At 69.2% G+C, this 25,507-nt stretch carries 25 protein-coding genes; 16 read left to right on the top strand and 9 right to left on the bottom strand.

The window, feature by feature from the left end:
- Positions 1 to 3: 3 nt before the first annotated feature.
- The 4 genes from DEQ67_RS04220 to DEQ67_RS04205 form a co-directional block, all read right to left on the bottom strand.
- Positions 4 to 651: a LysE family translocator gene (locus DEQ67_RS04220; RefSeq protein ID WP_115802719.1), complete on the bottom strand. Its 648-nt coding sequence runs from the start codon at positions 649 to 651 to the stop codon at positions 4 to 6.
- A 122-nt stretch (positions 652 to 773) separates the two neighbouring features.
- A complete protein-coding gene (locus DEQ67_RS04215) occupies positions 774 to 1,475 on the bottom strand; it encodes a TMEM165/GDT1 family protein (protein ID WP_004064328.1) in 702 nt (233 codons plus the stop codon).
- Positions 1,472 to 2,167 carry a metal-dependent transcriptional regulator gene (locus tag DEQ67_RS04210; protein WP_004064329.1) on the bottom strand — a complete coding sequence of 232 codons (696 nt, stop codon included), beginning with the start codon at positions 2,165 to 2,167 and terminating at the stop codon, positions 1,472 to 1,474. The genes DEQ67_RS04215 and DEQ67_RS04210 overlap by 4 nt, the downstream gene beginning before the upstream one ends.
- A gap of 86 nt (positions 2,168 to 2,253) precedes the next feature.
- Entirely contained in the window at positions 2,254 to 3,423 is a 1,170-nt protein-coding gene (locus DEQ67_RS04205; protein WP_115802297.1) for a threonine synthase, read from the bottom strand.
- A gap of 94 nt (positions 3,424 to 3,517) precedes the next feature.
- Here DEQ67_RS04205 and DEQ67_RS04200 point away from each other — a divergent pair, with 94 nt between their 5' ends.
- Positions 3,518 to 4,795, top strand: coding sequence for an NAD(P)/FAD-dependent oxidoreductase (locus DEQ67_RS04200; RefSeq protein WP_115891335.1), 1,278 nt, complete (start codon positions 3,518 to 3,520; stop codon positions 4,793 to 4,795).
- A 45-nt stretch (positions 4,796 to 4,840) separates the two neighbouring features.
- On the opposite strand, the gene DEQ67_RS04195 is transcribed toward DEQ67_RS04200, so the two are convergent.
- Positions 4,841 to 5,533, bottom strand: coding sequence for a metallophosphoesterase (locus tag DEQ67_RS04195; protein ID WP_115891336.1), 693 nt, complete (start codon positions 5,531 to 5,533; stop codon positions 4,841 to 4,843).
- A 130-nt stretch (positions 5,534 to 5,663) separates the two neighbouring features.
- On the opposite strand from DEQ67_RS04195, the gene DEQ67_RS04190 reads away from it, so the two are divergent.
- Positions 5,664 to 6,443: a MarR family transcriptional regulator gene (locus tag DEQ67_RS04190; protein WP_115802294.1), complete on the top strand. Its 780-nt coding sequence runs from the start codon at positions 5,664 to 5,666 to the stop codon at positions 6,441 to 6,443.
- A gap of 37 nt (positions 6,444 to 6,480) precedes the next feature.
- On the opposite strand, the gene DEQ67_RS04185 is transcribed toward DEQ67_RS04190, so the two are convergent.
- Positions 6,481 to 7,080: a J domain-containing protein gene (locus tag DEQ67_RS04185; protein WP_004064334.1), complete on the bottom strand. Its 600-nt coding sequence runs from the start codon at positions 7,078 to 7,080 to the stop codon at positions 6,481 to 6,483.
- A gap of 77 nt (positions 7,081 to 7,157) precedes the next feature.
- Between DEQ67_RS04185 and DEQ67_RS04180 the strand changes: the two genes are divergently transcribed.
- The 13 genes from DEQ67_RS04180 (at position 7,158) to DEQ67_RS04120 (ending at position 21,483) form a co-directional block, all read left to right on the top strand.
- Positions 7,158 to 7,406 carry a hypothetical protein gene (locus DEQ67_RS04180; RefSeq protein ID WP_004064335.1) on the top strand — a complete coding sequence of 83 codons (249 nt, stop codon included), beginning with the start codon at positions 7,158 to 7,160 and terminating at the stop codon, positions 7,404 to 7,406.
- A 117-nt stretch (positions 7,407 to 7,523) separates the two neighbouring features.
- Positions 7,524 to 9,809 (top strand): phosphoenolpyruvate synthase, encoded by a 2,286-nt coding sequence (gene ppsA / locus DEQ67_RS04175; protein WP_004064336.1) that lies wholly within the window; start codon positions 7,524 to 7,526, stop codon positions 9,807 to 9,809.
- 129 nt (positions 9,810 to 9,938) lie between these two features.
- Positions 9,939 to 11,012, top strand: coding sequence for a tyrosine decarboxylase MfnA (mfnA, locus tag DEQ67_RS04170; protein WP_115860248.1), 1,074 nt, complete (start codon positions 9,939 to 9,941; stop codon positions 11,010 to 11,012).
- A 48-nt stretch (positions 11,013 to 11,060) separates the two neighbouring features.
- Positions 11,061 to 11,627 carry a YqaA family protein gene (locus tag DEQ67_RS04165; RefSeq protein WP_004044126.1) on the top strand — a complete coding sequence of 189 codons (567 nt, stop codon included), beginning with the start codon at positions 11,061 to 11,063 and terminating at the stop codon, positions 11,625 to 11,627.
- A gap of 290 nt (positions 11,628 to 11,917) precedes the next feature.
- On the top strand, positions 11,918 to 14,089 hold the full coding sequence (metG, locus tag DEQ67_RS04160) for a methionine--tRNA ligase (RefSeq protein WP_115891337.1): 2,172 nt from the start codon (positions 11,918 to 11,920) through the stop codon (positions 14,087 to 14,089).
- Between the two features lie 130 nt (positions 14,090 to 14,219).
- Positions 14,220 to 14,525, top strand: coding sequence for a hypothetical protein (locus DEQ67_RS04155; RefSeq protein ID WP_115802291.1), 306 nt, complete (start codon positions 14,220 to 14,222; stop codon positions 14,523 to 14,525).
- 71 nt (positions 14,526 to 14,596) lie between these two features.
- Positions 14,597 to 14,884 (top strand): hypothetical protein, encoded by a 288-nt coding sequence (locus tag DEQ67_RS04150; protein WP_115891338.1) that lies wholly within the window; start codon positions 14,597 to 14,599, stop codon positions 14,882 to 14,884.
- A gap of 114 nt (positions 14,885 to 14,998) precedes the next feature.
- Positions 14,999 to 16,756 carry a pyruvate kinase gene (gene pyk / locus DEQ67_RS04145; RefSeq protein ID WP_004044130.1) on the top strand — a complete coding sequence of 586 codons (1,758 nt, stop codon included), beginning with the start codon at positions 14,999 to 15,001 and terminating at the stop codon, positions 16,754 to 16,756.
- 44 nt (positions 16,757 to 16,800) lie between these two features.
- Positions 16,801 to 17,061 carry a DUF7312 domain-containing protein gene (locus DEQ67_RS04140; protein WP_115891339.1) on the top strand — a complete coding sequence of 87 codons (261 nt, stop codon included), beginning with the start codon at positions 16,801 to 16,803 and terminating at the stop codon, positions 17,059 to 17,061.
- Positions 17,062 to 17,484: 423 nt separating this feature from the next.
- Positions 17,485 to 18,681 (top strand): restriction endonuclease, encoded by a 1,197-nt coding sequence (locus DEQ67_RS04135; protein WP_115891340.1) that lies wholly within the window; start codon positions 17,485 to 17,487, stop codon positions 18,679 to 18,681.
- A gap of 79 nt (positions 18,682 to 18,760) precedes the next feature.
- A complete protein-coding gene (locus tag DEQ67_RS04130) occupies positions 18,761 to 19,363 on the top strand; it encodes an NfeD family protein (RefSeq protein ID WP_115860255.1) in 603 nt (200 codons plus the stop codon).
- Between the two features lie 139 nt (positions 19,364 to 19,502).
- Positions 19,503 to 20,777 carry an SPFH domain-containing protein gene (locus DEQ67_RS04125; protein ID WP_115860257.1) on the top strand — a complete coding sequence of 425 codons (1,275 nt, stop codon included), beginning with the start codon at positions 19,503 to 19,505 and terminating at the stop codon, positions 20,775 to 20,777.
- Positions 20,778 to 20,859: 82 nt separating this feature from the next.
- Entirely contained in the window at positions 20,860 to 21,483 is a 624-nt protein-coding gene (locus DEQ67_RS04120; RefSeq protein ID WP_004064346.1) for a winged helix-turn-helix transcriptional regulator, read from the top strand.
- 214 nt (positions 21,484 to 21,697) lie between these two features.
- Here the strand turns inward: DEQ67_RS04120 and DEQ67_RS04115 are convergent, their stop codons facing one another.
- Positions 21,698 to 21,967, bottom strand: coding sequence for a DUF7123 family protein (locus tag DEQ67_RS04115; RefSeq protein WP_004044137.1), 270 nt, complete (start codon positions 21,965 to 21,967; stop codon positions 21,698 to 21,700).
- A 281-nt stretch (positions 21,968 to 22,248) separates the two neighbouring features.
- Between DEQ67_RS04115 and aglD the strand changes: the two genes are divergently transcribed.
- Positions 22,249 to 24,123, top strand: coding sequence for a flippase domain-containing glycosyltransferase AglD (aglD, locus tag DEQ67_RS04110; RefSeq protein ID WP_006600572.1), 1,875 nt, complete (start codon positions 22,249 to 22,251; stop codon positions 24,121 to 24,123).
- Positions 24,124 to 24,147: 24 nt separating this feature from the next.
- Here aglD and yjjX read toward each other — a convergent pair whose 3' ends face one another.
- Both yjjX and DEQ67_RS04100 read right to left on the bottom strand, forming a co-directional pair.
- Positions 24,148 to 24,669, bottom strand: a complete 522-nt coding sequence (yjjX, locus tag DEQ67_RS04105) for an inosine/xanthosine triphosphatase (protein WP_115802286.1) — start codon at positions 24,667 to 24,669, stop codon at positions 24,148 to 24,150.
- Between the two features lie 20 nt (positions 24,670 to 24,689).
- Entirely contained in the window at positions 24,690 to 25,496 is an 807-nt protein-coding gene (locus DEQ67_RS04100; RefSeq protein WP_115802285.1) for a helical backbone metal receptor, read from the bottom strand.
- Positions 25,497 to 25,507: the final 11 nt, after the last annotated feature.

Below are 25,507 nucleotides of genomic sequence, written 5' to 3'. Positions count from 1 at the left end.
GCGTCAGAGCACGAGCGACCGCACCGCGTCCCAGATGAAGACGACGCCGAAGCCGCCGAGGACGACGGCGCTGACGGCGGCGACGGCCGGCGCGAAGGAGTCGACGCGCTGTTCGGCCGCGACGAGCGCCGCGGGGAAGCCGGTCACCCAGACCGCGATGCCGCCGAAGAAGCCGAGGATGAGCGCCGGGCTTCCCGTCTCCACGATGAGGAGGTTCGCCAGCGACGCCCCGAGATACGGCGTGTGGGCGAGCACGTCGACGGTGCCGGTCTCCAAGAGACCGACGCCGATGGTGAGCCAGAACAGAATCTGGTAGGGGTTCGTCAGCGCGAGCACGAACGCCTTCGTGAAGCCCGCGCTGTCCTCGTCGGGGTCGGCGGCCTCGCGGAACGTGGTGTCCATCTCCTGTACCGCGCCGTAGGCGAAGTAGAGCATGAGGACGCCGCCGACACCGACCATGACGGCCTGCGCCGTCGGGAACTGCTCGACGAACGCGACGAGGCCGAGCGCCGCGAGAACGAAAAACAGCGCGTCGGCGCTCATCGCGCCGAGGCCGGCGCGAGCGCCCGCGGTCCACCCGCGGACGACGCTCTCCTCGGCGATGACGGCGTTCATCGGGCCGGGCGGCGCGGCGAGCGCCAGCCCGAACACCAGCCCGGCACCCAGAGACGGGAGAAGGGTAGACATGGCTCTCCTTTGGGCGCGATACCGTGAAAAATGGCGCGGAAGCGACGGTGCGGAGGTCGTGGCCGGCGAGGGGCGCGCGCGGCCGGTCAGAACAGCGCGAGGACGGCGTCGCTGGCGGTGCCGACGAGCGTCTCCCAGACGGAGAATCCGGTGGCAAGGGAGAGGAGAGTGTCGGCGGCGAAGAAGGCGAACAGGCCGGCCGCGCCGAGGTACGCCTTGCGCGTGTCGAACCGGTGGGAAAACCGGTGGAAGAAGTACGCGTTGGCGATGCTCACCGGGATGATAGCGAGCATCTCGCCCGCCCAGATGGCCGAGGTCGCGCCGTACTGCACGGCCAGCCCGATGGTGACGAGCTGGGTCTTGTCACCGAACTCGCCGGCGGCCATCATGGCGAAGATGGGGAGGAAACCGCCGAATCCCTGCGTCGACAGCTCGCGGCCGAACACGGTCGGCGCGTCGTCGAGGCCGGAGACCCCGCCGTCGGTGGTCGCGGCCTCGCTCTCCGCGGACGCGTCGGGCGCGGAGCGGTAGAGCAACACCGCGAACGTGGCGAACAGGACGGCGGTGATGGCGTCGAGCGCGGCCGGCGGGAGCGCGTTCTTGAGCGCCTGTCCGAGCAGGATTTCGAGCGCCGTCCAGATGGCGAACGCCGAGCCCGCGGCCGCGACGACGACCTTCGGGTCGAAGCGGGTCGACAGCCCCGCGATGATGAACTGGACCTTCTCGCCCGGCAGCACCGCAAGCTGGGTGACGAGCGCGACGACGAGAATCTCCCACCAGCCGGTCACGCGGGCGACACCTCCTCGTTACTCGGCTCGTCGGGCGGTCGGACGCGAATCGTTCGGGCCACCGACTCCGGGAGGCTCTGCTCGCGGCCGCCGTCGCCGACGAGGACCGTCACCATCCCGAAGGGGGCGATATCGGTCACTTCGATGGTCGTGCCGGGCGTGACGCCCGCCTCGGAGAGATACTCCAGCTCCGCGGGGTCGCGGTCGCTGACGCGGGCGACGACGAGGCGGTCGCCCACCTCGCAGTCGGAGAGCGCCGACAGCCCCGAGGAGTCCGGGGGCGTGAGGTCGGCGCTCGGGATGGGGTCGCCGTGGGGGTCGACCTCGGGTTCACCGAGGGCGGCCGCGACCCGCTTTTCGAACTCCTCGCTGATGTGGTGTTCGAGCGCGTCGGCCTCGTCGTGGACCTCGCTCCACGAGTAGTCGAGGTGTTCGGTGAGGTACGCCTCCAAGAGGCGGTGGTGTCGGAGCACTTCGAGCGCGACCGTCTCGCCCTCCGCGGTCAGTTCGACGCCCTTGTACTTCTCGCGGTCGACCAGCCCGCGCTCTTCGAGCTTGCCGACCATGCTCGTCACGGTCGGCGGCGTTTTCCCGAGATACTCCGCGATGTCGGAGGTCGAAACCGGCGGTCCCTGCTCCATCTGGAGCGTGTAGATAGCCTTCAGATAGTCCTCCATCACGTCGCTCAACATACCACGGATTAGATGCGTCTAAAGTAAAAGTCTGATGGAGGTAACGAGAGGGTTCGAGCGGGAGACCAGTCGACCGAATCGGGCGCTCAGACGCCCTGTCCCATCAGGTGGCTGCGGAGGATGTCGGCGTTCTTCGTCCCGGATTCGGTGTTGACGACGACGACCGTGTCGTCTTCGTCGAACTCGTCCGCGAGTTCCCACGCGCCGGCGAGCGCGACGCCGCCCGCGGGACCGACTTCGACGCCCGCGGTCTGGGCCGCGGTGACGGCGGATTCGAGCGCGTCGTCGTCGCTGACGGCGACGGCCGCGCCGCCGGACTCGCGGACGGCGCGGAGCGCGAGCGACCCGCCCGTGGGGTCGGGAATCTCCAGTTCACCGACGATGGTGTCCGGCTGGTTCCACGCCTCGTGAGTGTCGCTGTCGGCCTCCCACGCGGTGGCGACGGGCGAGCAACCGACCGACTGCGCCGCGACGAGCTTGGGCATCGACTCGACCAATCCGAGTTCGACGAGGTCGGAAAAGCCCTTGTAGACGCCGTAGGCGAGTTCGCCGGTCGAGACGGGGACGACGACCCAGTCGGGGACCGACCAGTCGAGGCGCTCTGCGACCTCGTAGGCGATGGTCTTCGCGCCGTCGTGGCGGTAGGGGTTGTCGAACTCCTGTAGGGTGTACCAGTCGCTTTTGAGCTGTTCGTGGAGCGCCGAAAGCGCGTCGGGGTAGCGCCCGCCGACGACCTTCATCTGGCCGCCGTGGACGTTCACCATGGCCTTGTTCGGGAACGGCGTCCGCGAGGGGACGAAGCCGTAGGAGCGAGCGTCCACGAGGCCCGCGTAGGAGGCCGCCGACTGCGCGCCGTTGCCGGGCGAGGCGTGCGCGACGACCTCGGCGTCGGCCTCGCGCGCGGCGGTGACGGCGAGCGAGAAGCCGCGGTCGAGGAACGTTCCGGTCGGGTTGCGGCCCTCGTCCTTGATGAGGAGCGAACCGACCTCGGCCTCCTCGGCGAGCGCGTCGGCCGCGACGAGGGGCGTCGCGCCCTCGTTTGCCGTCACCGGCTCCGCGAAGGGGAGCAGTTCGCGGTAGCGCCACATCGTGTCGAAGGGGCGCTCGGCGAGCGTCTCGGCGTCCCACTCGACCGCATCGAGGTCGTAGGCGGGGTCGAGCGGCGCGTCGGCGTCGCTCGGGCCGGTCGCGGCCGCGTCGTACTCGTCGCCGGTCTCCGTGCACACCAGCCCGGAGAAGCTGTCGGACGTCTGCATGGCCGGGGCTTACGGGGGGAGGGACTAAGCCCTTCCCGTCGGTCGATGGCCGCCACCCGTAGCGGCTTTGTGTCGCCCGTCCGAGAGACGTGGTATGGACGATAGCCACATCGCGGTCGTCGGCGCGGGCCTCGCGGGCCTCGTCGCCGCGCGACACCTCGCCGCCGACGGGGCCGACGTGACCGTCGTGGAGCGGCGCGACGACGTCGGCGGGCGGGTCCGCACCCGGACGAAAGACGGCTTCACGCTCGACCGCGGGTTTCAGGTCCTCTTCACCGACTACCCCGCGGTCCGGCGGGAACTCGACCTCGACGCGCTGGACCTCCGGCGGTTCACGCCCGGCGCGACCATCTGCCGACCGAGCAGGCGCGCGGTGCTCTCCGACCCCCTTCGCGACATCGGGAGCCTGTTCGAGTCCGTCCGCAACCCCGAGGTGACGACGAGCGACAAGCTCCGGACGCTGGCGCTCAGACAGGACGTGAGCACCCGCGACGAGGACGAAATCTTCGCCGCCGCCGACCGGAGCATCCGGTCGTACCTCCGCGACTGGGGCTTCTCCGAGGACTACATCGAGCACTTCGTCGCGCCGTTCTACGGCGGCATCACGCTCGACCGCTCGCTCTCGTCGTCGAAGCGGGTGTTCGAGTACACGTTCAAGATGCTCTCGACGGGGAGCACCGCGGTCCCCGCGGCGGGGATGGGGGCGGTTCCCGAACAGCTTGCCGACGCCGCCCGCGACGAGGGCGCGACGTTCCGCCTCGGCGAGCGCGTGGAATCGGTCGAATCCCGCGGCGACGGCGCGGTCGTCACCACGGGCCGCGAGTCGCTCGAAGCCGACGCGGTCGTCGTCGCCACCGACCCCAAGGAGGCGCGCCGGCTGACCAGCGTCGGGTCGATTCCGACCGAGGCCCACGGCTGTGTCACCCAGTACTACACGCTCCCGAGCGGGAGCGGACTCGACGCGGGCAAGCGCATCATGCTCAACGCGCCGAGTCCCGACCCCAACACGGTCGTCCCGCTGTCGACGGTCGCGCCGGAGTACGCCCCGCCGGGCAGAGAACTCCTGAACGCGACGTTCCTCGGCGCGGCCGCGCAGGACGACTCCGAGGAAGCGCTGTTCGAAAAGACCCGCCGGACGCTCGAAGCGTGGTACCCCGAGCGCTACTTCGACGACCTCGAACTGCTCCACACCGACTACATCTCCTTCGCGCAGTTCGCCCAGCAGCCGGGTGTCCACGAGTCCCTGCCCGACGCCCGCGACGCACCCGGTCGCGCGTACCTCGCCGGCGACTACACCGCGTGGTCGTCGATTCAGGGCGCGATGCGGAGCGGCAAGGAAGCGGCCGACGCCGTCCGCGACGACCTGTCGTAATCGCGCGCCTCACGTCGTTTTTCTATTCACCGCCTACTTCGACAGTCAGAGCAACCGTCGAAGCTTCCCCAGCGGCGGGAACGTGAGCGTCTCGCCCGCCTCCGCGTCGCGGACGAGCGGCCGGAAGCGACCCGCCTCGCGCACCAGCGGCGAGTCGAAGTCGGCCCCTCGCATCCCGTTTACTACGACGCCCGCGGCGAGACGGGTGAACGCCGGTAACATCAGCACGTCGCCGCCGCGGTAGGCGTCGGGTCCGTAGAGGACGCAGGGCCGCCGGCGGCCCTCGACGGCGAGCGTCGGGTGGTCGTGGCCGACGACGTAGCGCTCGGCGTCGCCGTCGGGGTCGCGGTGGCCGTGGCAGACGAGCGTCCCGTCAGCGAGGCGGTACTCGTCGTGAACCTCGCCCGACCGGACCGCCGCGAGCATCGTGTCGTGGTTGCCGGCGACGAACACCGGGTCGGCACCGGCGTCAGTGCACGTCTCAGCAAGGGTTTCGAGGGCCGCGACGTGGCGCTCCGAGACGCGGTCGAACCGGTGGAGCACGTCGCCGGCGAAGACGACTTCGCGGGGGTCGAACTCGGCGCAGTAGGCTCGCAGGCGCGCCGCGAGGTCGGTCCCCTCGCCGAGCGGGAACTCGACCGCCGAGGCGTCGGCTCGGCCGACGTGGAGGTCCGCGAGGACGAGCGCGTCGGCGTCGGGGAGAAAGATGGCGCGCTCGCGGACGGAGACGCTGGTCACGGCCGAGTGGAGGGTCGGCGGAGACAAATCACCACCGGAGGCGCGCGCCGCGCCGAGGGCCTGCGAGCGGGCGGTCGAACCGCGTGGTGGAGCAGGGGCCTTTTTAGTCAGTGCGTCCCACGTTCGGCACATGAGCGGCGCACTGGAGGACAAGCGCACCGCGACCCGGTTTCGCATCCTCGCCGAGATAGCCGACCGACAGCCGGCGGTGAGCCAAGGCGAAATCGCCGAGGCGGTCGGGGTGACGAGTCAGGCGGTCTCCGAGTACATCCGCGACCTCGTCGAAGACGGGCTCGTCGAAAAGCAGGGCCGGTCGCGCTACCGCGTGACGAAAGAGGGGGTCGACTGGCTGTTTCAGGAGGCCCGCGCCCTCCAGCGGTTCGCCGAACACGTCACCGACGACGTGCTGGAGAGCGTCAACGAGGACGCCGCAATCGTCACCGAGGACGTGGCGGCCGGCGACACGGTGACGCTGTCGCTCCGCGAGGGGCTACTTCACGCCACGCCCGGCGACGACGGGCCGGCCATCGGGGTCGCCACCACCGACGCCGAGGCGGGCGGCGCGGCCAGCGTCACCGGCTTCGAGGGCGTCATCGAGATGGAACCCGGTTCGGTCCGCGTGCTGCAAGTGCCGCCGGCGCGACTTGCCGAGTCCGACGCGGTCGATTCGGACGCGCTCGCGGCGGCGTGCGACGACGCCGACATCGTCGTCGCCGCGGGCGTCGAGGCCGTCGTCGCCTGCCGCCACGCGTCGGTCGACGTGCGGACGTGGTTCGCGCCGGGCGAGGTCGCCGCCGACGCCGCGGCCCGCGGCCTCGACGCCGCGGTCGTCGCCAGCACCGACACCGCCGGGCGCGTGACCGACGCGCTCCGCGACGCGGGCGTGCTGTTCGAAGTGACGGAGCCGTAGCTCCGCGCCGGGTTCGGTTTTTCTCGCAGTCGAATTCTCAGCCCTCGGCGTGTTCTCGCGCCATCGTGTACGCCTCCCGTAGCTCGCGGAACCGCTCTCGGTCGCCGCCGTGGTCGGGATGCACGTCTTTTACCCGTGCGCGGTAGGCGTCCTGAACGGCCTCGGAGGAGGCGGTCGCGGGGAGGTCGAGGCGGTCGAACGCGGCCGACACCGGGTCGTCGAGGTCGGCCAGTTCGGGCTCGACGTCCGGCACGTCGAAGGGGAGGCGGCGACCGAGCTGACCGCCGGGCATCTCGTGTTCGCAGAGGACGGCGTAGACGCCGGCGCGTTCGAGGCGGAAGAACGCCTGCGCGTCGAAGGTGATGGCGACGCCGCGGTCGGGGAGGAAAAACGCCACCGTCTCGCCGCGGACCGGGCGGTCCTCGACGAACCGCTCGTCGATGGAGCTGAGGTAGTCGCGGATTTCGACGCGACGGCGACCCGTTCCGTCGACGCGGGGGCCGCGAGAGACCTGCTGCTCCGGGAACACACGGCCGCCGACGACGAACACGCCGGCGACGACGACGGAGGCGACCGCGCCCGCCGCGAGGCCGACGACGAGCCACGGCGGGAGCAGAAAGACCCACTCCGGAAGCACGCTAGCACCCAAGTGACGAGCGGTTATGAACCCCTCGCTGCCCGTAGGGATTTGCCGCCGGCGGCACAAGCGACGGTATGCGACCGATTCGATTCGAGGAGGCCGACAGCGCCGAGCGCACCCAAATCGGCGAGGGACTGACCCGGCCGGCCGTCGCCGCCGGACGACTGGAGACGGGCCGCGACGAGGGGAAGTACTTCCTCCGCCACGACGACGGCTGTGCCGTCTGCGGGACGCCGGTCGAAGCCGGGTCGCCGTTCTACCTCGACCCCGACGCCGGCGAGGTGCTCTGCGAGGAACACGGGCGGGAGCGCAGAGAGTCCTAAAACCGGGCGTCTCCGCGCCGTCGCCGCAATTTCATACTCGGCTTCGAGTGAGTTTTCATTCATACTTGTTTCGTTCGCAAACTTCTTTATCGGGGTGCGGGACCATACGAACATCACATGGCTGTAGTCTGGCTGGACGACGTACGGGCCGACGACCTCGACCTGGTCGGCGGGAAAGGCGCGTCGCTGGGTGAACTCACGGGTGCGGGGCTTCCCGTGCCGCCGGGATTCGTCGTGACGGCGAGCACGTACCGCGCGTTCATCGAGGACGCGGGCATCGACGACGAGCTGTTCGCCGCGGTCGAGGTCGACCACGAGGACTCCGCGGCGCTCCAGGCGGCCCACGAGGCGGCGCACGACCTCATCATGGAGACGCCGATGCCGGACGACGTGCGGGAAGAGATTCTCGACGCCTACCGGAGCGTCGGCGAGGGCGACGCCTTCGTCGCCGTCCGGTCGTCCGCGACGGCCGAGGACCTGCCGGACGCCTCCTTCGCGGGCCAACAGGAGACGTTCCTGAACGTCACCGAGGAGGACCTCCTCGACCGCGTCAAGGAGTGTTGGGCCTCGCTGTTTTCCGAGCGCGCCATCTACTACCGCAACCGGAAGGGATTCCCCCACGACAAGGTCGATATCGCGGTAGTCGTCCAGCAGATGGTCGACGCCGAGAAGTCCGGCGTGATGTTCACCCGCCACCCCTCGACCGGCAAGAAGGAGATTATCATCGAGGCCGCGTGGGGGCTCGGCGAGGCCGTCGTCTCCGGCACCGTCTCGCCCGACAACTACGTTGTCAGCCGCGAGAGCGGCGAGGTCGAAACGGCGACCATCGCGGACAAGAAGACGATGTGCGTCCGCGACGAGGAAAGCGGCGAGACCGTCATGCGCGACGTGCCGAACGGTCGCCGGCACGAGCGCGTCCTGACCGACGACGAGGTGTCCCGCCTGCTCGAACTCGGCGAGTTGGTCGAAGACCACTACGAGAAGCCGCAGGACGTGGAGTGGGCCGTCTACGACGGCGAGGTGTACATGCTCCAGTCGCGCCCGATTACGACCATCGCGGAGGGCGACGACGGCGAGGAAACCGAAAGCGAAGGCGACAGCGGCGGGAGTTCGCGGGCGACCGCGACCGGCGACGACGTGCTCATCCGCGGCCTCGGCGCGAGCCCCGGCATCGCCTCCGGCCGCGCCCGCATCGTCACCAAACTCGACCACCTCGACCAAGTGGCCGAGGGCGACATCATCGTCACCGAGATGACCATGCCGGACATGGTGCCCGCGATGAAGCGCGCCGCCGGCATCGTCACCGACGAGGGAGGGATGACCTCCCACGCGGCTATCGTCTCCCGCGAACTCGGCGTGCCCGCGGTGGTCGGCACCGGCGACGGGACGAAGACCCTCGAAGACGGCGAGGTCGTCACCATCGACGGCGACAAGGGAACCGTCCGCGAGGGCGAAGAGCCGGAGGAGAAACAGCGCCAGCCCGTCGAGGAGGCCCGCCCCAAGACGCCCGTCAAGCCGATGACCGCGACCGAGGTCAAGGTCAACGTCTCCATCCCCGAGGCGGCCGAGCGCGCGGCCGCCACGGGCGCTGACGGCGTCGGCCTGCTCCGCATCGAGCACATGGTACTCACGCTCGGCAAGACCCCCGAGCGGTTCATCGAACAGAACGGCGAGCGCGCCTACGTGGACGAAATCGTCTCGGGCGTCCGCGAGGCCGCAGAGGAGTTCTACCCGCGGCCGGTCCGCGTCCGCACCCTCGACGCGCCGACGGACGAGTTCCGACAGCTGGAGGGCGGCGAAAACGAGCCGCGCGAGCACAACCCGATGCTCGGTTACCGCGGTATCCGCCGCGGCCTCGACAACCCGAGCGTGTTCCGCCTCGAACTGCAAGCGTTCCGCCGCCTGTTCGACATGGGCTACGACAACCTCGAAGTCATGTTCCCGCTCGTCAACGACGCGGAGGACGTGCTGCGGGCGAAAGAGCACATGCGCGAGGCCGGCATCGACCCCGAAAAGCGCGAGTGGGGCGTCATGATAGAGACGCCCGCGGCGGCGCTCTGCATCGAAGAACTGGCCGACGCCGGCATCGACTTCGCCTCCTTCGGCACGAACGACCTGACGCAGTACACCCTCGCGGTGGACCGCAACAACGAGCACGTCGCCGACATCTACGACGAACTGCACCCGGCGGTGCTCAAACTCATCGGCGACACCATCGAGACGTGTCGCGAGGTCGGCGTGAAGACGAGCATCTGCGGGCAGGCCGGCTCGAAGCCCAAGATGGTCCAGTTCCTCGTCGACAAGGGCGTCAGCTCCATCTCGGCCAACATCGACGCCGTCCGCGACGTGCAACACGAGGTCAAGCGCGTCGAACAGCGACTCCTCCTCGACTCGGTCCGCTGAGGTCCGTCGAAGTCGAGGGCCGACCACCCGCGTTCCGCCTTTTCTCGACCCAGTAGCGGTGGCCGTCGGCTGGGCGACGCGGCGCACCGGAGCGGAACCGATATACTGGGCGTGGGTATAGTGGGATGCATGCAGCGCGCGGCACCGCAGGAGTTCGACCGCGTCCTCTCTTCGATGTGCACCCGACCGCACCCGGCCGCCCGAAAGGCCGCAGAGCGGTTCTTTGCCACCAACCCCGGCGACCCGGCGACCTATCAGGCCGTCGCCGCCCTCGAAGAAGACGCACTCTCGTACCTCGGCGAGATTACCGGCCTCTCGGCCACCCACGGCTACGTGACGAGCGGCGGGACCGAAGCCAACATCCAGGCCATCCGAGCCGCGCGAAACCACGCCCGCGACGACGACCCGAACGTCGTCGCCCCCGAGAGCATCCACTTCAGCTTCCAGAAGGCCGCCGACGTGCTCGACGTGGAGCTCCGAATCGCCCCCGTCGACGACGACTACCGCGCGAACGTCGCGGCCGTCCGCGAGGCGGTCGACGACCACACCGTCCTCGTCGCCGGCGTCGCCGGCACGACCGAGTTCGGCCGCGTCGACCCGATTCCCGAGTTGACGGCGGTCGCCCACGACGCCGGCGCGCTGATGCACGTCGACGCCGCGTGGGGCGGCTTCGTCCTCCCCTTCACCGACCACGAGTGGTCGTTCGCCCACGCCCCCGTCGACTCGATGACCATCGACCCCCACAAGTACGGGCAGGCGGTCGTCCCCGCCGGCGGCCTGCTGTTCCGCGACAAGTCGGTCGTGGACTCGCTGGCGGTGGATACGCCGTACCTCGAATCCGCCTCGCAGGCGAGCCTCACCGGGACCCGAAGCGGCGCGGGCGTCGCCTCCGCGGCCGCCGCGATGCGCGAACTCTGGCCCGACGGCTACCGCGACGCCTACGAGCGCCAGCAGGCGAACGCCGACTGGCTCTACGACGAACTCCGCGCCCGCGGCTACGACGCCGTCGAACCCGAACTCCCGCTCGTCGCCGCGAGCGTCCCCGACGAGCAGTTCGAGTCGCTCCGCGACCTCGGCTGGCGCATCTCGCGGACCGCGAGCGGCGAACTCCGCATCGTCTGTATGCCGCACGTCTCCCGCGAGTCGCTCCGGGCGTTCCTCTCGGACCTCGACGACCTCCGGTCGGGACCGGCGCGTAACTGACCGGTCCGAACCTGAAAACTTACAACCGACTGGCTTCGACCCTCTCGTGTGTCCCTCACCGCGTTCGCATCGCTCGCAGACCTGACGCTCAGTCTGTACCCCGACTTCTCGTGGCTCTCGTCGCTCGTCGAGACGGCCACCGGCTGGGTCGGGCTAGTCATCATCTTCGCCTACTCGTTTCTCATCGCCTTCGCCCTCCCGGGCGTGAGCGAAATCGTCCTCGCCGCGCCGCTCGACCTCGGCCTCTCCCACGGCGCGAAGCTGGCGGTCATCATCCTCGTCAGCGGCGCGGGCAAGGCCGCCGGGAGCGTCTTCGCGTTCCACATCGGCCGCCAGACGAAGGAGTCGGGCTACGTCGAGCGGGCGCTCGAACGGTTGCCCGTCGACGTGATGGGCTGGACCGAGCGCAAGGCCGTCCAAATCGCACAGAACTGGGGCTTCGCCGGGCTCGCGGCCGCGCTCTGCGTGCCGGGCTTTCCCGACACGCTCTCGATTTACGCGTTTTCAGTCCTCGAAGACGACTACCTCAAGTTCGCCGCCGCGACGTTCGTCGGCTCCTGCGGCCGACTCGTCGTGACCGTCATCGGCATCGAGGCCGCGCTGGCGTTCCTCTGATTGGGGCGAGGGGCGAGCCCCCAAGCGTCCCGAGCACACCGAGCGTTGCCGGAGCGTCCCAACAATTTATACGCCCGCTCGGCTTCAGTACCGGTGTGACCGCGACGGGTCTCCCCGACAACATGCGTATGCGCGCTCCCTTTTAGCCGCGGGTGGACCCGCCTCCAATCGTCGCCTCGGTAACGTGAGACGACGGTCGGACCCGGCGAACCTCGGGGCAGAATCGCACCGCCAGACAGACGCATCCGAAGCGGCGGGCTTTAGGCCCGCTTCCGAGATACACGACATATATGAGTCACGAGGACTTCCCCACGGAGAACCCAGCGGTGGTGACGTGTGGACTGCCGTACGCGAACGGCGACCTCCACATCGGCCACCTCAGAACGTACGTCGGCGGCGACATATACAGTCGCTCGCTGCGAACACTCGGCCAGCAGACGGCCTTCGTTAGCGGGTCGGACATGCACGGTACCCCCGTCGCCGTCAACGCCGAGAAGGAGGGCGTCACGCCCGAGGAGTTCGCGCTCCGCCACCACGAGAAGTACGAGGCGACGTTCCCCCGCTTCAACATCGAGTTCGACAACTACGGCCACACCCACGACGAGACGAACACCGAACTGACGCAGGAAATCGTCCGCACGCTCGAAGCCGAGGGCTACGTCTACGAAAAGGAGATTCCGGTCGCCTACGACCCCGACGCGGACCAGTGGCTCCCCGACCGCTTCGTCGAGGGCGCGTGTCCGTACTGCGGCGCGCACGCCCGCGGCGACGAGTGCGACGAGGGCTGCGGCCGCCACCTCGAACCCGGCGAAATCGAAGACCCGACCTCGACGCTCACCGGCAACCCCGCGGAGTACCGCGAGCGCGAGCACAAGTTCTTCGCCGTCTCCGACCTCCAAGACTACCTGCAAGACTTCATCGACCGCCTCGAAGGCACCTCGAACGCCCGGAACCAGCCCCGCGAGTGGATCGAGGGCGAACTGCAAGACTGGTGTATCACCCGCGACATGGACTGGGGCATCGACTACCCGGGCGTCTCCGAACCCGCCGAGGATTCGGAGGCAGACCAGACGGAGTCTGGGCGTGACGAGGGCGACGAGTCGGACGGCAGTTCGTCGCCGTCCGACACCTCCGACCTCGTCCTGTACGTCTGGGTCGACGCCCCCGTCGAGTACGTCTCCTCGACCAAGCAGTACACGGAGCGCGTCGGCGCCGACACCTTCGACTGGGAGGCCGCGTGGAAGGACGCGGGAGACATCGTCCACATTATCGGCCGCGACATCATCCAGCACCACACCGTGTTCTGGCCGGCGATGCTCCGCGGCGCGGGCTACGTCGAACCGCGTGCGGTCATGGCCTCCGGCTTCATCACGCTCAACGGCAAGGGCTTTTCCACCTCGCGCAACCGCGCCGTCTGGGCCGACGAGTACCTCGACGAGGGCTTCCACCCCGACCTGCTTCGGTACTACCTCGCCACCAACGGCGGCTTCCAGCAGGACGTGGACTTCTCGTGGTCGAAGTTCAAAGACCGCGTGAACAGCGAACTCGTCGGCACGGTCGGCAACTTCCTCTACCGGTCGATGCTGTTCGCGTACCGCAACTTCGAGGGGACGCCGGACGCGGAGGTGTCCGAGGAAGTCGGAGCCCGCATCGAGGAGGCCATCGACGAGTTCGAAGCCGGCATCAACGACTACTCGGTCCGGAAGTCCGGCAACGCCGCCGTTCGCCTCGCGCAGTTCGGCAACGAGTACATCCAGCGCAACGAGCCGTGGAAGCTCACCGACGAGGACCCCGAGGCCGCGGCGCAGGTCATCCGCGACTGCGTCCAAATCGCGAAGGCCATCGCCGTGCTGTTCTTCCCCGTCGCGCCGGAAAAGATGCAGGCGCTCTGGGAACAGCTCGGTGAAGACGGCTCGGTGGCCGACACCGGCGTCGACGACGCCTTCGAGGCCCCGCCGGCGTCCTTCGGTGAGCCCGAGGCGCTGTTCGAGAAAATCGAAGACGAGCGCGTCGAAGAGCTCAACGAGAAGCTCGAAGCGCGCGTGGCCGAGACGGAATCCGAAAGCGACGAGTCCGACGGGGACGCCGAGGAGGATATGGACGCTGACACCGACACCGACATCGACTTCGAACCCATCGCGGACGACCGAATCAGCTTCGAGGAGTTCCAAGAACTCGACATCCGCGTGGGCGAAATCGTCGCCGCCGAGGGCATCGACGGCGCGGACAAACTCGCCAAGCTCACCGTCGACATCGGCGTCGAAGAGCGCCAAATCGTCGCCGGCATCAAGCAGCTTCACGACCTCGATTCGCTTTCCGGCTCGAAGGTCGTCATCGTCGCCAACCTCGAAAAGGCCGAACTGTTCGGCGTCGAGTCCAACGGGATGCTGTTGGCCGCGGGCGACGAGGCCGACATCCTGACGACCCACGGCGACGCCGTCCCCGGCACGAAGGTGCAGTAGACGGCCGTTCCGACCCGATACGCGACTGACCGCGACCCGATATTTTCGACGCGCCGTGTCGCTGCCGATACCGTCCTCGTGGCAGACGCGGACCACAGCGCCTAACTGCGCCGACCCCCGAGCGTCGGCCATGCGAATCGGAAGACGGGAAGCGGTCGGAGTCGTCGTCGCGCTCGCGGTGTTCGCGGGCGTCGTCGCCGCGGTCACCGGCGGCGGCGCGGGCACCCTGACCGTCGAGCGCGTGGACGAACTCCCGCAGGGACAGGGCGCGGTCGCCTTCGGCAACCTCGACCCCGACCAGCGCGAGACGTTCGCGGAGGCCGTCTCGACCGGCGAGCCGGTGGCGCTACCGAACGAATCGGCGCGAAACGAGTTCGTCGACCCCGGCTACGTCCGGTACGACGGCGACATCTACCGGACGACCGTCTCCGACTGAGCCGGCGTTCGGCGCTCGAATCCCGCCCCGAGACCGGAGCCGATTTGAGCGGCGACGCTGGAGCGCCGTCCATGCGAGTCAGCGTGTTGCTCGCCGCGGCGCTCGTCCTCTCGACGGGCTGTCTCGGCGGCGGAAGCGGGACGGCGAGGCTGAGCGTCACCCGAGTCGACGACCTCCCGCAGGGCGAGGGGGCCGTCTCGTACCAGAACCTCGCCCCGGACCAACAGTCTGCGTTCCGGCAGGCGCTCGGGGGCGAGCCCGTGACGCTCCGGGAAGGAACGGACAGAAACGAGTTCCGCGACCCGGGATACGTCAGATACGACAGAGGAATTTATCAAACGACCATTATAGTTCCGTGAGGCCGCCCGAGCGGTCAGTTCGACGGGCGAACTATAGAGAGTACGTATGCGAACCCGTTACTCGGCACCGAGTTCATCATCGGGCTTTTTTATCAGTCACTCGTAGGCGACGCCATGAGAAACGCAAAAATCGTCTGCACCCTCGGTCCCGCGTCGTTCGACCGAGAGACGATTCGCGGGCTCGCCGACGCCGGCATGAGCGTCGCCCGGATGAACGCGAGCCACGGCAACGTCGAACACCGGTCCGACGTCATCGACAGCATCCGCGCCGTCGACGACGCGACCGACGAACCGCTCGCGGCCATGCTCGACCTGCAAGGCCCCGAAGTCCGAACCGCCGACATCGACGAGGACATCTACCTCGAAACCGGAAGCGAGGTCCGCTTCTACGAGGGCGACGAGGCCACGCCCGAGGCCGTCGGCCTGTCGTACTCCATCACCGCCGCGGAGGCCGGCGACACCATCCTCCTCGACGACGGCCGCATCGAGGCCACCGTCGAGTACGTCGAGGACGATTCGGTCCACGCGACCATCGTCTCCGGCGGGGAGCTCAGCTCGCGCAAGGGCGTGAACGTCCCCGGCGTCGACCTCGATATCGACCTCATCACCGACTCCGACTACGAGAACCTGAAGCTCGCCGCCGAGAAGGAAGTCGACTACGTCGCCGCCTCGTTCATCCGCGACGCGGAGGACGTCTACACCATCAGCGACACCCTCGAGAACCTCGGCGCGGAGATTCCCATCATCGCCAAAATCGAGCGCGCCGGCGCGGTCGACAACCTCGACGAAATCATCCAGGCGGCCCACGGCGTGATGGTCGCCCGCGGCGACCTCGGCGTCGAGTGCCCCCTCGAAGAGGTGCCCATCATCCAGAAGCGCACCATCCGCAAAGCGCAGGCCGCGGGCGTGCCGGTCATCACCGCGACCGAGATGCTCGACTCGATGGTCCGCTCGCGCCGCCCGACCCGCGCGGAGGCGTCCGACGTGGCCAACGCCGTCCTCGACGGCACCGACGCCGTGATGCTCTCCGGCGAGACCGCAGTCGGTGACCACCCCGTCCGCGTCGTCGAGACGATGTCCCGCATCGTCAAGGAAGTCGAAGCCAGCCCCGAGTACGACGAGAGCCAAGAACAGCGCGTCCCGACCGCCGACGAGGGCTCCCGCACCGAGGCGCTCGCCCGCTCGGCGCGCTACCTCGCCCGCGACGTGAACGCCGCGGCCGTCGTCGCCGTCTCCGAGTCCGGCTACACCGCCCGGAAGACCGCGAAGTTCCGCCCCGGCGTGCCCGTCGTCGCCGTCACGCCGAACGACCGGACGCGCCGCCAGCTCGCCGTCTCGTGGGGCGTCTCGGCGCAGTACGCCGATTACAGCCCGAGCGTCGAGGGCGTCATGGACGACGCCGTCACCGCCGCGCTCGACGCCGGCGTCGCGGAGTCCGGCGACACCATCGTCGTCCTCTCCGGCATGATGACGGAGCTCGAAGGGACGAACACGACGAACATGCTCAAGGTCCACGTCGCCGCCGAGCCCGTCGCCACGGGCCGGAAAATCGTCGGCGGCCGCGTCGCCGGCCCCCTCTACCGCACCGAGGACGGCGACCTCACGGACGTCCCCGAGGGCGCGGTTCTCGCGCTGTCATCCGAGTTCGACGGCGAGTTCGACGGCGACGCCGACAAGCTCGCCGGCATCGTCGACGCCCGCGCGGGCATGACCGGCTACCCGGCGCTCGTCGCGCGCGAACTCGACATCCCGATGGTCTCGGGCGCGCCGCTGCCGAAGACCATCGCGCAGGGCGCGACCGTCACGCTCCACGCCGAGCGCGGCATCGTCTACGAGGGCGACGTCATCAACCACGACCGCGACAGCCGGTAGGAGTGCGGTAGCCCTTTCCCGCCGCGACGCCTACGCACGAGTCGATGTCCCGCGCACCCTCTCCCGAGGCCGACGACGACCGCGACGGTGACGGCGATGGCGATGGCGACGGCGACGGCGACGGCGAGTGGCGCTTCGGCGTCGACGACGTCGGCCCCGACGGCATCATCGACGACGAGCCCGAGTTCGAACAGCTTCCCATCGAACCCGAGTCGCCGCGGGCGGAGAACATCGTGTTCGTCCTGCTCGGCGTCCTTCTCGCGGTCGGACTCATCGTCGTCACCGTGTACCCGGGCGCGTTCTGAGCGACCCGCCGGACGCAGACCGCGACCCACTGTGAGAGCCGGCTTCCGCCGTCCGACTTTCCGTTTTGATAATCGGGACTGTTGATTTATGTGACCCCGAGGGGAACCACCGCCAACTCCCCGGCCCAGCCGAGTTGAGTCGCGCAGTCCGCACACCTCCCGTGGTGGTCGCCGCGTCGGTGCGCTCCGCGGCACGCCGGGTTCCGACGCCGGTGGTCGCGCCGCCCGCGCCCGCGACGGACCCACCCGCGGTAGCGACCCCACGGTGGCGACGATATCCCTCCCGGCCGTCGCGTGCTTCGCACCGAACCGGCCGCACGGCGGCCGCGACGCCGACGAACACCCAGACGACAAGATGACACACGACCGACGACGCGGACACGACCGACGACCCGCCCCCGACGGCCCGGAGGGACGCGAACAGTGACGAGACTCGTCGAACTCGAACCGACGAAGTTCGTCCGCTTTCTCTCGGACCTCTGGACGCAGCGAAACTGGCAGACGAACGCTCAGCCCCGCGGCGAGGGGAGAAACCTCGTGCAGGGCCAGCGCGGCGACGGCACGAAGGGACTCATGCTCGTGCTTCCGACCGTCGAGACGACCGTCGAAACCGAGCACATCAAGGGCTTCGTCGCGCACGCGAAAAAGCGCGGCGTCGACACCGTCGTCGTCGCCACGCAGGGCGAGTTCGCTGACGCGGTCCGCGGGTTCGCCACGAACCACGACGTGACGCTGTTCGACCGCGACGAACTCGGCGAGACCGTCGCCGACGAGGGCCTCGAACAGACCGTCAAGCAGTACACCGACGGCGACGTGTTCGAGACCGCCGAGGTCGAGTTCGGCCTGCCGTTCGACCTGCCCGAACCCGTGGAAGACGCGTTGGCGTCGCTCCCGATAGCCGCCGTCCGCGAGCGACTCGCCGGGCTCATCGACGGCCGTGGCGACGCCGGTGGTGGTGACGGCGATAACGGCGGCAATAGCGGTGACGGCGGTGGCGGCGATTCCTCGGCGGGCTCGCTCCGCGACAGGCTTCCGTCGTCGGTCGACGACCTGAAATCCGGGTCGCCGCCGAGCGTTCGCGTCGTCGTCGTCGCCGTCCTCTTGCTCGTCCTCGCGCTCGGCTCCGTCGCCGTGCTCGGGCCGATGCTGGACGGACTCGGCGGGTCGAGCGGCGGCGGTTCCGGGGGCGACCACGGCGTCTCCGTCTCCGCCCTGTCGAGTGCGAGCGCCGACTCGGCCGACGTGGTCGCCCGGTGGAACGCCCAAACGACCGACACGCTTCGGGTCGGCAATCAGACGTACGCCCCGCCGGAGGGAGAGCGGTTCGTCGTCGTCGGCTTCAACGCGACGGCCACCGGCGACTCGCCCGGAACCCTGTCGCAGTCGGCGCTCGTGTTCGAATCGGACGGCGTCAGATACGGGCACCAACCGCTGTCGAACGCGACCGGCTTCGACAACGGCGGGCTGTTCGCCCCGGGCGATGACGCGCACGTCTGGACCGTCTTCACCGTGCCGACGAACGCGACCACGGGGACCGTCCTCGTCCAGCCGACCAACGAGGACACCGTGGCGTTCGTCCACGACGACGCCGTCTCGACCGACCCGAACGGCGACGACTGAGCGCGGCCGAATCCGGCGCGTCGAACGCGCGCCGCGTTCGACCCTCAATCCTTAATCGGGCGACGGCCCTAGACCCGGTATGGCATACCCGCCGCTCCCGTTACAGACCGGTCTCGTCAGTCCCGAGACGCTCCCGCTGTTGCTCGTGCTCGCGGGGCTCGGCCTGTCGCTCGCGGAGGCCATCGCCCCCGGCGCGCACTTCGTCGTCCTCGGCGTGGCCCTCCTCGCGGCGGGGCTGGCCGGTCTCCTCATCGCACCGCTGGCAAGCCCGATTATTCTCGGGCTGCTCGTCTTCGTCTTCGGCGCGCTCGCGCTCTACGGCTACCGAGAGCTCGATATCTACGGTGGGAAGGGAGAAGGGAAGACGAGCGACTCGGACGCGCTGACGGGCAAGATGGGGCGCGTCACGGAGCGCGTCACGCCGACCAGCGGCGAGGTCAAACTCGACGAGGGCGGCTTCAACCCCTACTACGTCGCCCGGTCGGTCCACGGCGAACTGGAGGCGGGAACCGAGGTCATCGTCGTCGACCCCGGCGGCGGCAACGTCGTGACCGTCGAGGGAGTCGGTCCCGGCGAGGACGAAATCGACCGCGAACTCGCCCGCGAACGGGCGCGGCGGCACGAGGAGTCCGCGGAGCGAGACGAAGAAGAACTCGAACGCGAGGGCACGGGAGGCGTCTGACCGCCGGCCACGACGCCGCGGTCGGCCCGAACCCCCACCGACCCGAACCGCCATCTGACGCCCCGTCAGCCCCGAAACCGTCCGACGTGACGCCCGTATCACACGAATACTTATCATTCTGCCAACCCAAGGCGGGCGTATGGACCTACTTGCCCTCCAAGCGGGGCTGGGTATCGGAGGCGTCGTCGTCGGCCTCCTCGTGCTCGTCCTCGCCATCGTGACGGTGTACCAGATGGTCGAAATCGTGGACGCCTACGAGAAGAAGGCGCTCACGGTGTTCGGTGAGTTCCGACGGCTCCTCGAACCGGGTATCAACTTCATCCCGCCGTTCGTCTCTCGGACCTACGCGTTCGACATGCGGACCCAGACGCTCGACGTGCCCCGGCAGGAAGCCATCACGCGCGACAACTCGCCGGTCACGGCCGACGCGGTCGTCTACATCAAGGTGATGGACGCGAAGAAGGCGTTCCTCGAAGTCGACGACTACAAGCGCGCCGTCTCCAACCTCGCCCAGACGACGCTCCGGGCGGTCCTCGGGGACATGGAACTCGACGACACGCTCAACAAGCGCCAGGAAATCAACGCCCGCATCCGCAAGGAGCTCGACGAGCCGACCGACGAGTGGGGCGTCCGCGTGGAGTCCGTCGAGGTCCGCGAGGTCAACCCCAGCGCCGACGTGCAGCAGGCGATGGAGCAGCAGACCTCCGCCGAGCGCCGCCGCCGCGCCATGATTCTCGAAGCGCAGGGTGAGCGCCGCTCCGCCGTCGAGCAGGCCGAGGGTGAAAAGCAGTCGAACATCATCCGCGCGCAGGGTGAAAAGCAGTCGCAGATTCTCGAAGCGCAGGGTGACGCCATCTCGACGGTGCTCCGCGCGAAGTCCGCCGAGTCGATGGGCGAGCGCGCCATCATCGACAAAGGCATGGAGACGCTCGAACGCATCGGACAGGGCGAGTCGACGACGTTCGTCCTCCCGCAGGAGCTCACCTCGCTCGTCGGCCGCTACGGCAAACAGCTCACCGGCTCCGACGTACAGGACATGGAGGGCCTCTCCAGCAAGCAGTTCGACGAGGAGACCCGCGAGCTCATCGGCCTCGACGACATCGAGGAGATCCTCGGCCAGATAGACCAAGCCGCGGAGATGAACGTCGAACAGCTCGAACAGGAGGCCGAGGCCATCAAGGCCGGCGCGGAGGTCAACGACATCAAGTCGCCCGACGAGGTCATCGCCGAGGCCGACGAGGACGAACAGCCCATCAAGTCGTCCGACGAGGTCGTCGCGGAAAGCGAGGGCGCAGGGGACGCGGCCGCGACCGACGGCTCGGCGGACGCGAACTCCGCGGGCAACGGCCAACCGGCCGCCGACGAGGCCGACGACGACGAAAGCGAGATGTCCTTCGAGAAGGACCTCGAATAGTCGCATCGACTGACCGTCCCGGATTCAGACGGGTGTACACGCCGAAGCCCTTTTCTTCGCGCCGTCTCGTATGTGGAGGTAGATGTCGAACCGCCGGGTAGACGAAGACAAGCGCGCGACCCTCCGTCGATTCGCCGCGCTCGGGGCCGCCACGCCGCTCGTGGGCCTCGGGGGCGGCGACGACGGCGAGGACGACTCGTCGGGGTCGAGCGACGCGCGGGACGCCATCGTCGGTTACGTCGCGTCGACGCCCGGCGCGCACTTCTCGAAGGTCCGCGACGACCTCCAGTTGGGAACCGGCGAGACGCAGTACCACCTTCGGAACCTCGTCGACGACGACACCCTCGAAGTCAGCCGCGACGGCGACTACAAGCGGTTTTTCCCCGCGGGCCGGTTCTCGGAGTTCGAGCAGGTCACCCTCGGCTACCTGCGCCGCGACACGCCGCGCGGGATGCTCGTCCACCTGCTTCGCGACCCCGCGGCGACGGGGAGCGAACTCGCCGCCCGACTGGGCGTCTCGCGGGCGACGGTGAGCACCTACGCGAAGGAACTCGACGCCGTGGGCCTCCTCTCGCGCGAGGACGGCTACGCGGTCCGCAACCCTGAGACGGTTATCACGCTGCTGATTCGCTACGCCGACTCCTTCGGCTCCGACGCCGCGGCGTTCGCTGACGACGCGGCCGAACTCATCCGCTTCGACCCCTGACCGGGCCGGGAGTCGGTGCCGGCGCTGCTCCGTCGATTCGGAACCAGAACATTCAGCGGCGGCGCTGGGACGCGAAAAAACCCGAAAAAACAGGGATGGAACGACGTGGGGTGGGAGACGACGGCGTTCCGTGCGTGGTGGCGCGAGGGAGGACGCGCCGGGGTGCACGCCGGAGACGGCGTGCGGCGGGGCAGAGTGAAGCGTCAGCGGGGGCTCAGACGGTCACCTTCCACGTCGTGCCGGAGGAGTAGCCCCACTTCTCGACGGTCACGTCGAAGTCGCCGTCGAGGATGGGACGCATGTTCGCGCCGACCTCCTTCGCGGAGAGGTCGAGGTCGTCGGCGATGAGGCGGGATTTGAAGTACGTCTTCGCGCCGGCGTTCGAGCGGAGGTAGTCGAGGATGCGGCGCTGTTTCTCCGAGAGGCTGGGTTTGGTGTCGGGGGCTTCGCCCTCGACCGCGGCGGCGGAGGCGGTCGTGCTCATACCTACACAGAGAGACGAGACGCCTATCAGGGGTTTGGTACGGGAGCTTAACACGTCGCCGTCTTGCGATTTTCCCCAAAAACGAGCCCTCGGGGAGGCCCCACCGCGCCGTCGCAGGTACAGTCGCCTAACAGCCACGCAACGCGGACACATCAACGGGGAGACAGTCGGGGGAGACCGGCACGCCGTCGAACGCGCGAGCGCTCCGAACTTCCGTCTAAGCGGAGCGTACCGACTCCAAGACAGAAAATTCATACGCGGATAGCGGCCATACGACGACAATGGGTCGCCCGACAGAACGACGCCCGACCGCCGCAACCGCGGCCGGCGTCGAAGTGAGCGTTGTCCTCCCCGCCTACAACGAGGCGCGGACCATCGAGAACACGGTCCGCGTCACCGTCGAGACGCTCGAATCGTTCCTCCCCGCCGACGCCTTCGAGGTCATCGTGGCCGAAGACGGCTGCGACGACGAGACGCCGGCGATAGCCGACCGGCTGGCCGCCGAGGACGACCGGATTCGCCACTACCACAGCGACGACCGCCTCGGCCGCGGCGGTGCGCTCGAACGCGCCTTCGAGGCCGCCCACGGCGGCACGCTCGTCTACTTCGACACGGACCTCGCCACGGACATGCGCCACCTCGAAGAGCTGGTCGAGCGCGTCCGCTCCGGCGAGTACGACGCCGCGACCGGGTCGCGCTGGATGCCCGACCGCGTCGCCGACCGCCCGCCGAAACGCGGCGTGCCGAGCCGCGTCTACAACGGCCTCGTCCGCCTGTTCCTCCGCTCCGACCTCCGAGACCACCAGTGCGGCTTCAAGGCGTTCAGCCGCGAGACGTTCGAGGCGCTCCGAGACGACGTGGAAGACGACCACTGGTTTTGGGACACGGAGATGCTCGTCCGGGCGCAGCGCGCGGGCTTCCGAGTCGCCGAGTTCCCCGTCGATTGGGAGCCGAAAGGCGACACGAAAGTCGACCTCGTCCGCGACGTCCTCGGGATGGGAAGCCAGATTCTCCGGACGTGGTGGCAGCTCACGGTCCGGCCGCGCATCACCCGCCGGGTGACCATCGTCGCCGGCCTGCTTTTGACCGTCTTCGCGCTCGCGCTGATGACGCTGTACATCGACCCCTCGGAGGTCATCTCGGTGCTCGGCGACGCCGACCCCGCGCTCGTCGCGGCCGCCGCGATTATCTACGTCGTCTCGTGGCCGCTCCGGGGGATTCGCTACCGCGACATCCTCCGCGAACTCGGCTACCGCGAGAAGGCGGGCTTCCTCACGGGGGCGATATTCATCAGTCAGACCGGGAACCTCGTGTTCCCCGCCCGCGCGGGCGACGCCGTGCGCGCCTACGTCGTGAAGGCGCGCCGGAACATCCCGTACCCCTCGGGCTTCGCGTCGCTGGCGGTCGAGCGCGTCTTCGACCTGCTCACCATCGCGGGGCTCGCGGGCGTCGTCCTCGTCGGCCTCGCGGCGACCGGCGGCCTCGACGACATCGCCACCGTGCTCGCGACCGGCGTGAGCGGCGGCTCGGTCGACGTGTCGGCCGACGACGTGCGCACCGTCGCCTACGTCGCCACCGGCGTCGGCGTCGTCGCCATCCTCGGCGTCCTCGGCATCGCGCTGTCGGCCCGCGCGGACCGGAACGTCGTCCGGGCGTTCGTCGGCCGGTTCTCGTCTGACTCCTACGTCGAACTCGTCGCGGGCGTCATCGAGCAGTTCGTCTCCGACTTGCAGGCGGTCGCCGGCAACCGCGCCGCCTTCGGCCGCGTCGGTCTGACGAGCCTCGCCATCTGGACCGTCGACGTGGTGACCGCGGTCGTCGTCCTGCTCGCGCTCGGCGTCGACATCGACCCCGTCGTGCTCGTCGGCGTCTCGTTTTTCGCCGTGAGCGTTGGCAACCTCGCGAAGGTGCTTCCGCTCTCGCCCGGCGGCGTCGGCCTCTACGAAATCGCCTTCACGGTGTTCATGGCCGCGCTCGCGCCGGTCACGCCCGCCGCCGCGCTCGCCGCCGCGGTCCTCGACCACGCGGTGAAAAACGCCGTCACCATCGTCGGCGGCGTCGGCTCGATGCTGTCGCTCAACGTCTCGCTGACGACCGCGGTCGAAGAGAGCGCCGAGGTGCGCGACCGCGAACACGAACTCGCCGACTCGAAGTGACGTGCGCAGTCGGCTCAGTCCGACTCAGTACAGTTCACACCGGAACGGCGCGAACGCGCCCGTGACGGCCGATTCGAGCGCGTCGGTTCGAGTGAGGCGGCCGCCGGTGAACACGCCCGCCGCGCCCTCGTTTTTCGCGATATCGTCGGTGCCGAGCACGTCGTCCATCACCGGGCCGAGTTCCTCGCCCGCGTCGATGCGGTCCGCGATGCGGGCGGGGAGCGCGAGGCTCGGTCCCGCCGCGCGACCGACGCGCTCGCCGTCGGTCACGGCCGCCCACATCACGAGGTACAGGTCGGTCTCGTCTGTGCCGTCGCCGGCCGAGAAGGCCGCCACGCCGCCCTCGATGCCGACGCCGAAGTCGTAGTCGCCCGCGTCAAGGGCTCGTTCCGCGCGGGTGACCGCGCCCGCGATGGTCTCGTCGTGGCCCGTCGGCTGTTCGGAGACGCCCGAGTCGACGGCGACCGCCGCCACGGAGGCGTCGGGACAGGTTCGTTCGACCGCGCGCCGCTTCACCGGGTTGCCGCTTCCGACCGCGATGTCCATGTCGGAAGCGCGTCGCCCGGTTATTTCCCTTCGTCGGATTCGGTCGGGGTCGCGGTCGCAGTCTCGGACGCGGCCGCCCACGGCTCGGGGAGGTCGGCGTCGGGGTGCAACAGCCGCGCGAGGCGGTCGACGCCCGAGACGACGGCGGGACTCGGCTGATTGAGAAGCGAGTCGTCGACGGCGTGGACCGCGGCGTCGAGATTCCACCCGCGAGCGTCGAACGCCTCGGGGTCGCCGCGCTCGCCTTTTCCGCAGGGATGGAGAACCACGTGGTCGGGGTCGGCGGCCGCGACGGTCTCGGGGTCGACTTCGGCGGACCGCTCGCCGGGCGCGACGAGCGGAGCGGTACCGCCGGCGACGCGGACGAGGTCGGGAACCCAGTTGCCCGCGGCCATCGGCGGGTCCGCCCACTCCTCGCAGTAGACGGCCGGGCGGTCGCGGCCGGCGACCGCGTCGGCGACGCGGGCGAGGTGGTCGCGGCAGTCGTCGGCGAGCGCCGCCCCCGCGCCGGCGTCGCCCGCGGCGTCGCAGACGACGGGAAACGAGTCGAGCACCTCGTCGAGCGTCGCGGGCGCGACGTGAACCACGTCGTAGCCGCGGTCGCGGGCCGCCGTCGCGACGTCCGACTGGAGGTCGTCGCAGGTGCAGACGGCGTCGGCGTCGAGGTCGTCGACCCGGTCGAAATCGGGGTTCAGCCAGCCGCCGACGACCGGCTTGTCGGTCGACGAGTGAACGGTCGCCCCGACGACGTGGGCGTCGAGACCGGCGGCGGTGAGAATCGCTGTCGCGCTCGGCGCGAGCGAGACGACGCGGGGGGTCGCGGCCATGTGTAGTCGTA

The sequence above is a fragment of the Haloferax sp. Atlit-48N genome (genome assembly GCF_003383015.2).
GTDB lineage: Archaea > Halobacteriota > Halobacteria > Halobacteriales > Haloferacaceae > Haloferax > Haloferax volcanii.
Note: the sequence above shows the minus strand (reverse complement) of the source record. Positions and strands in the feature narration are given on the sequence as shown.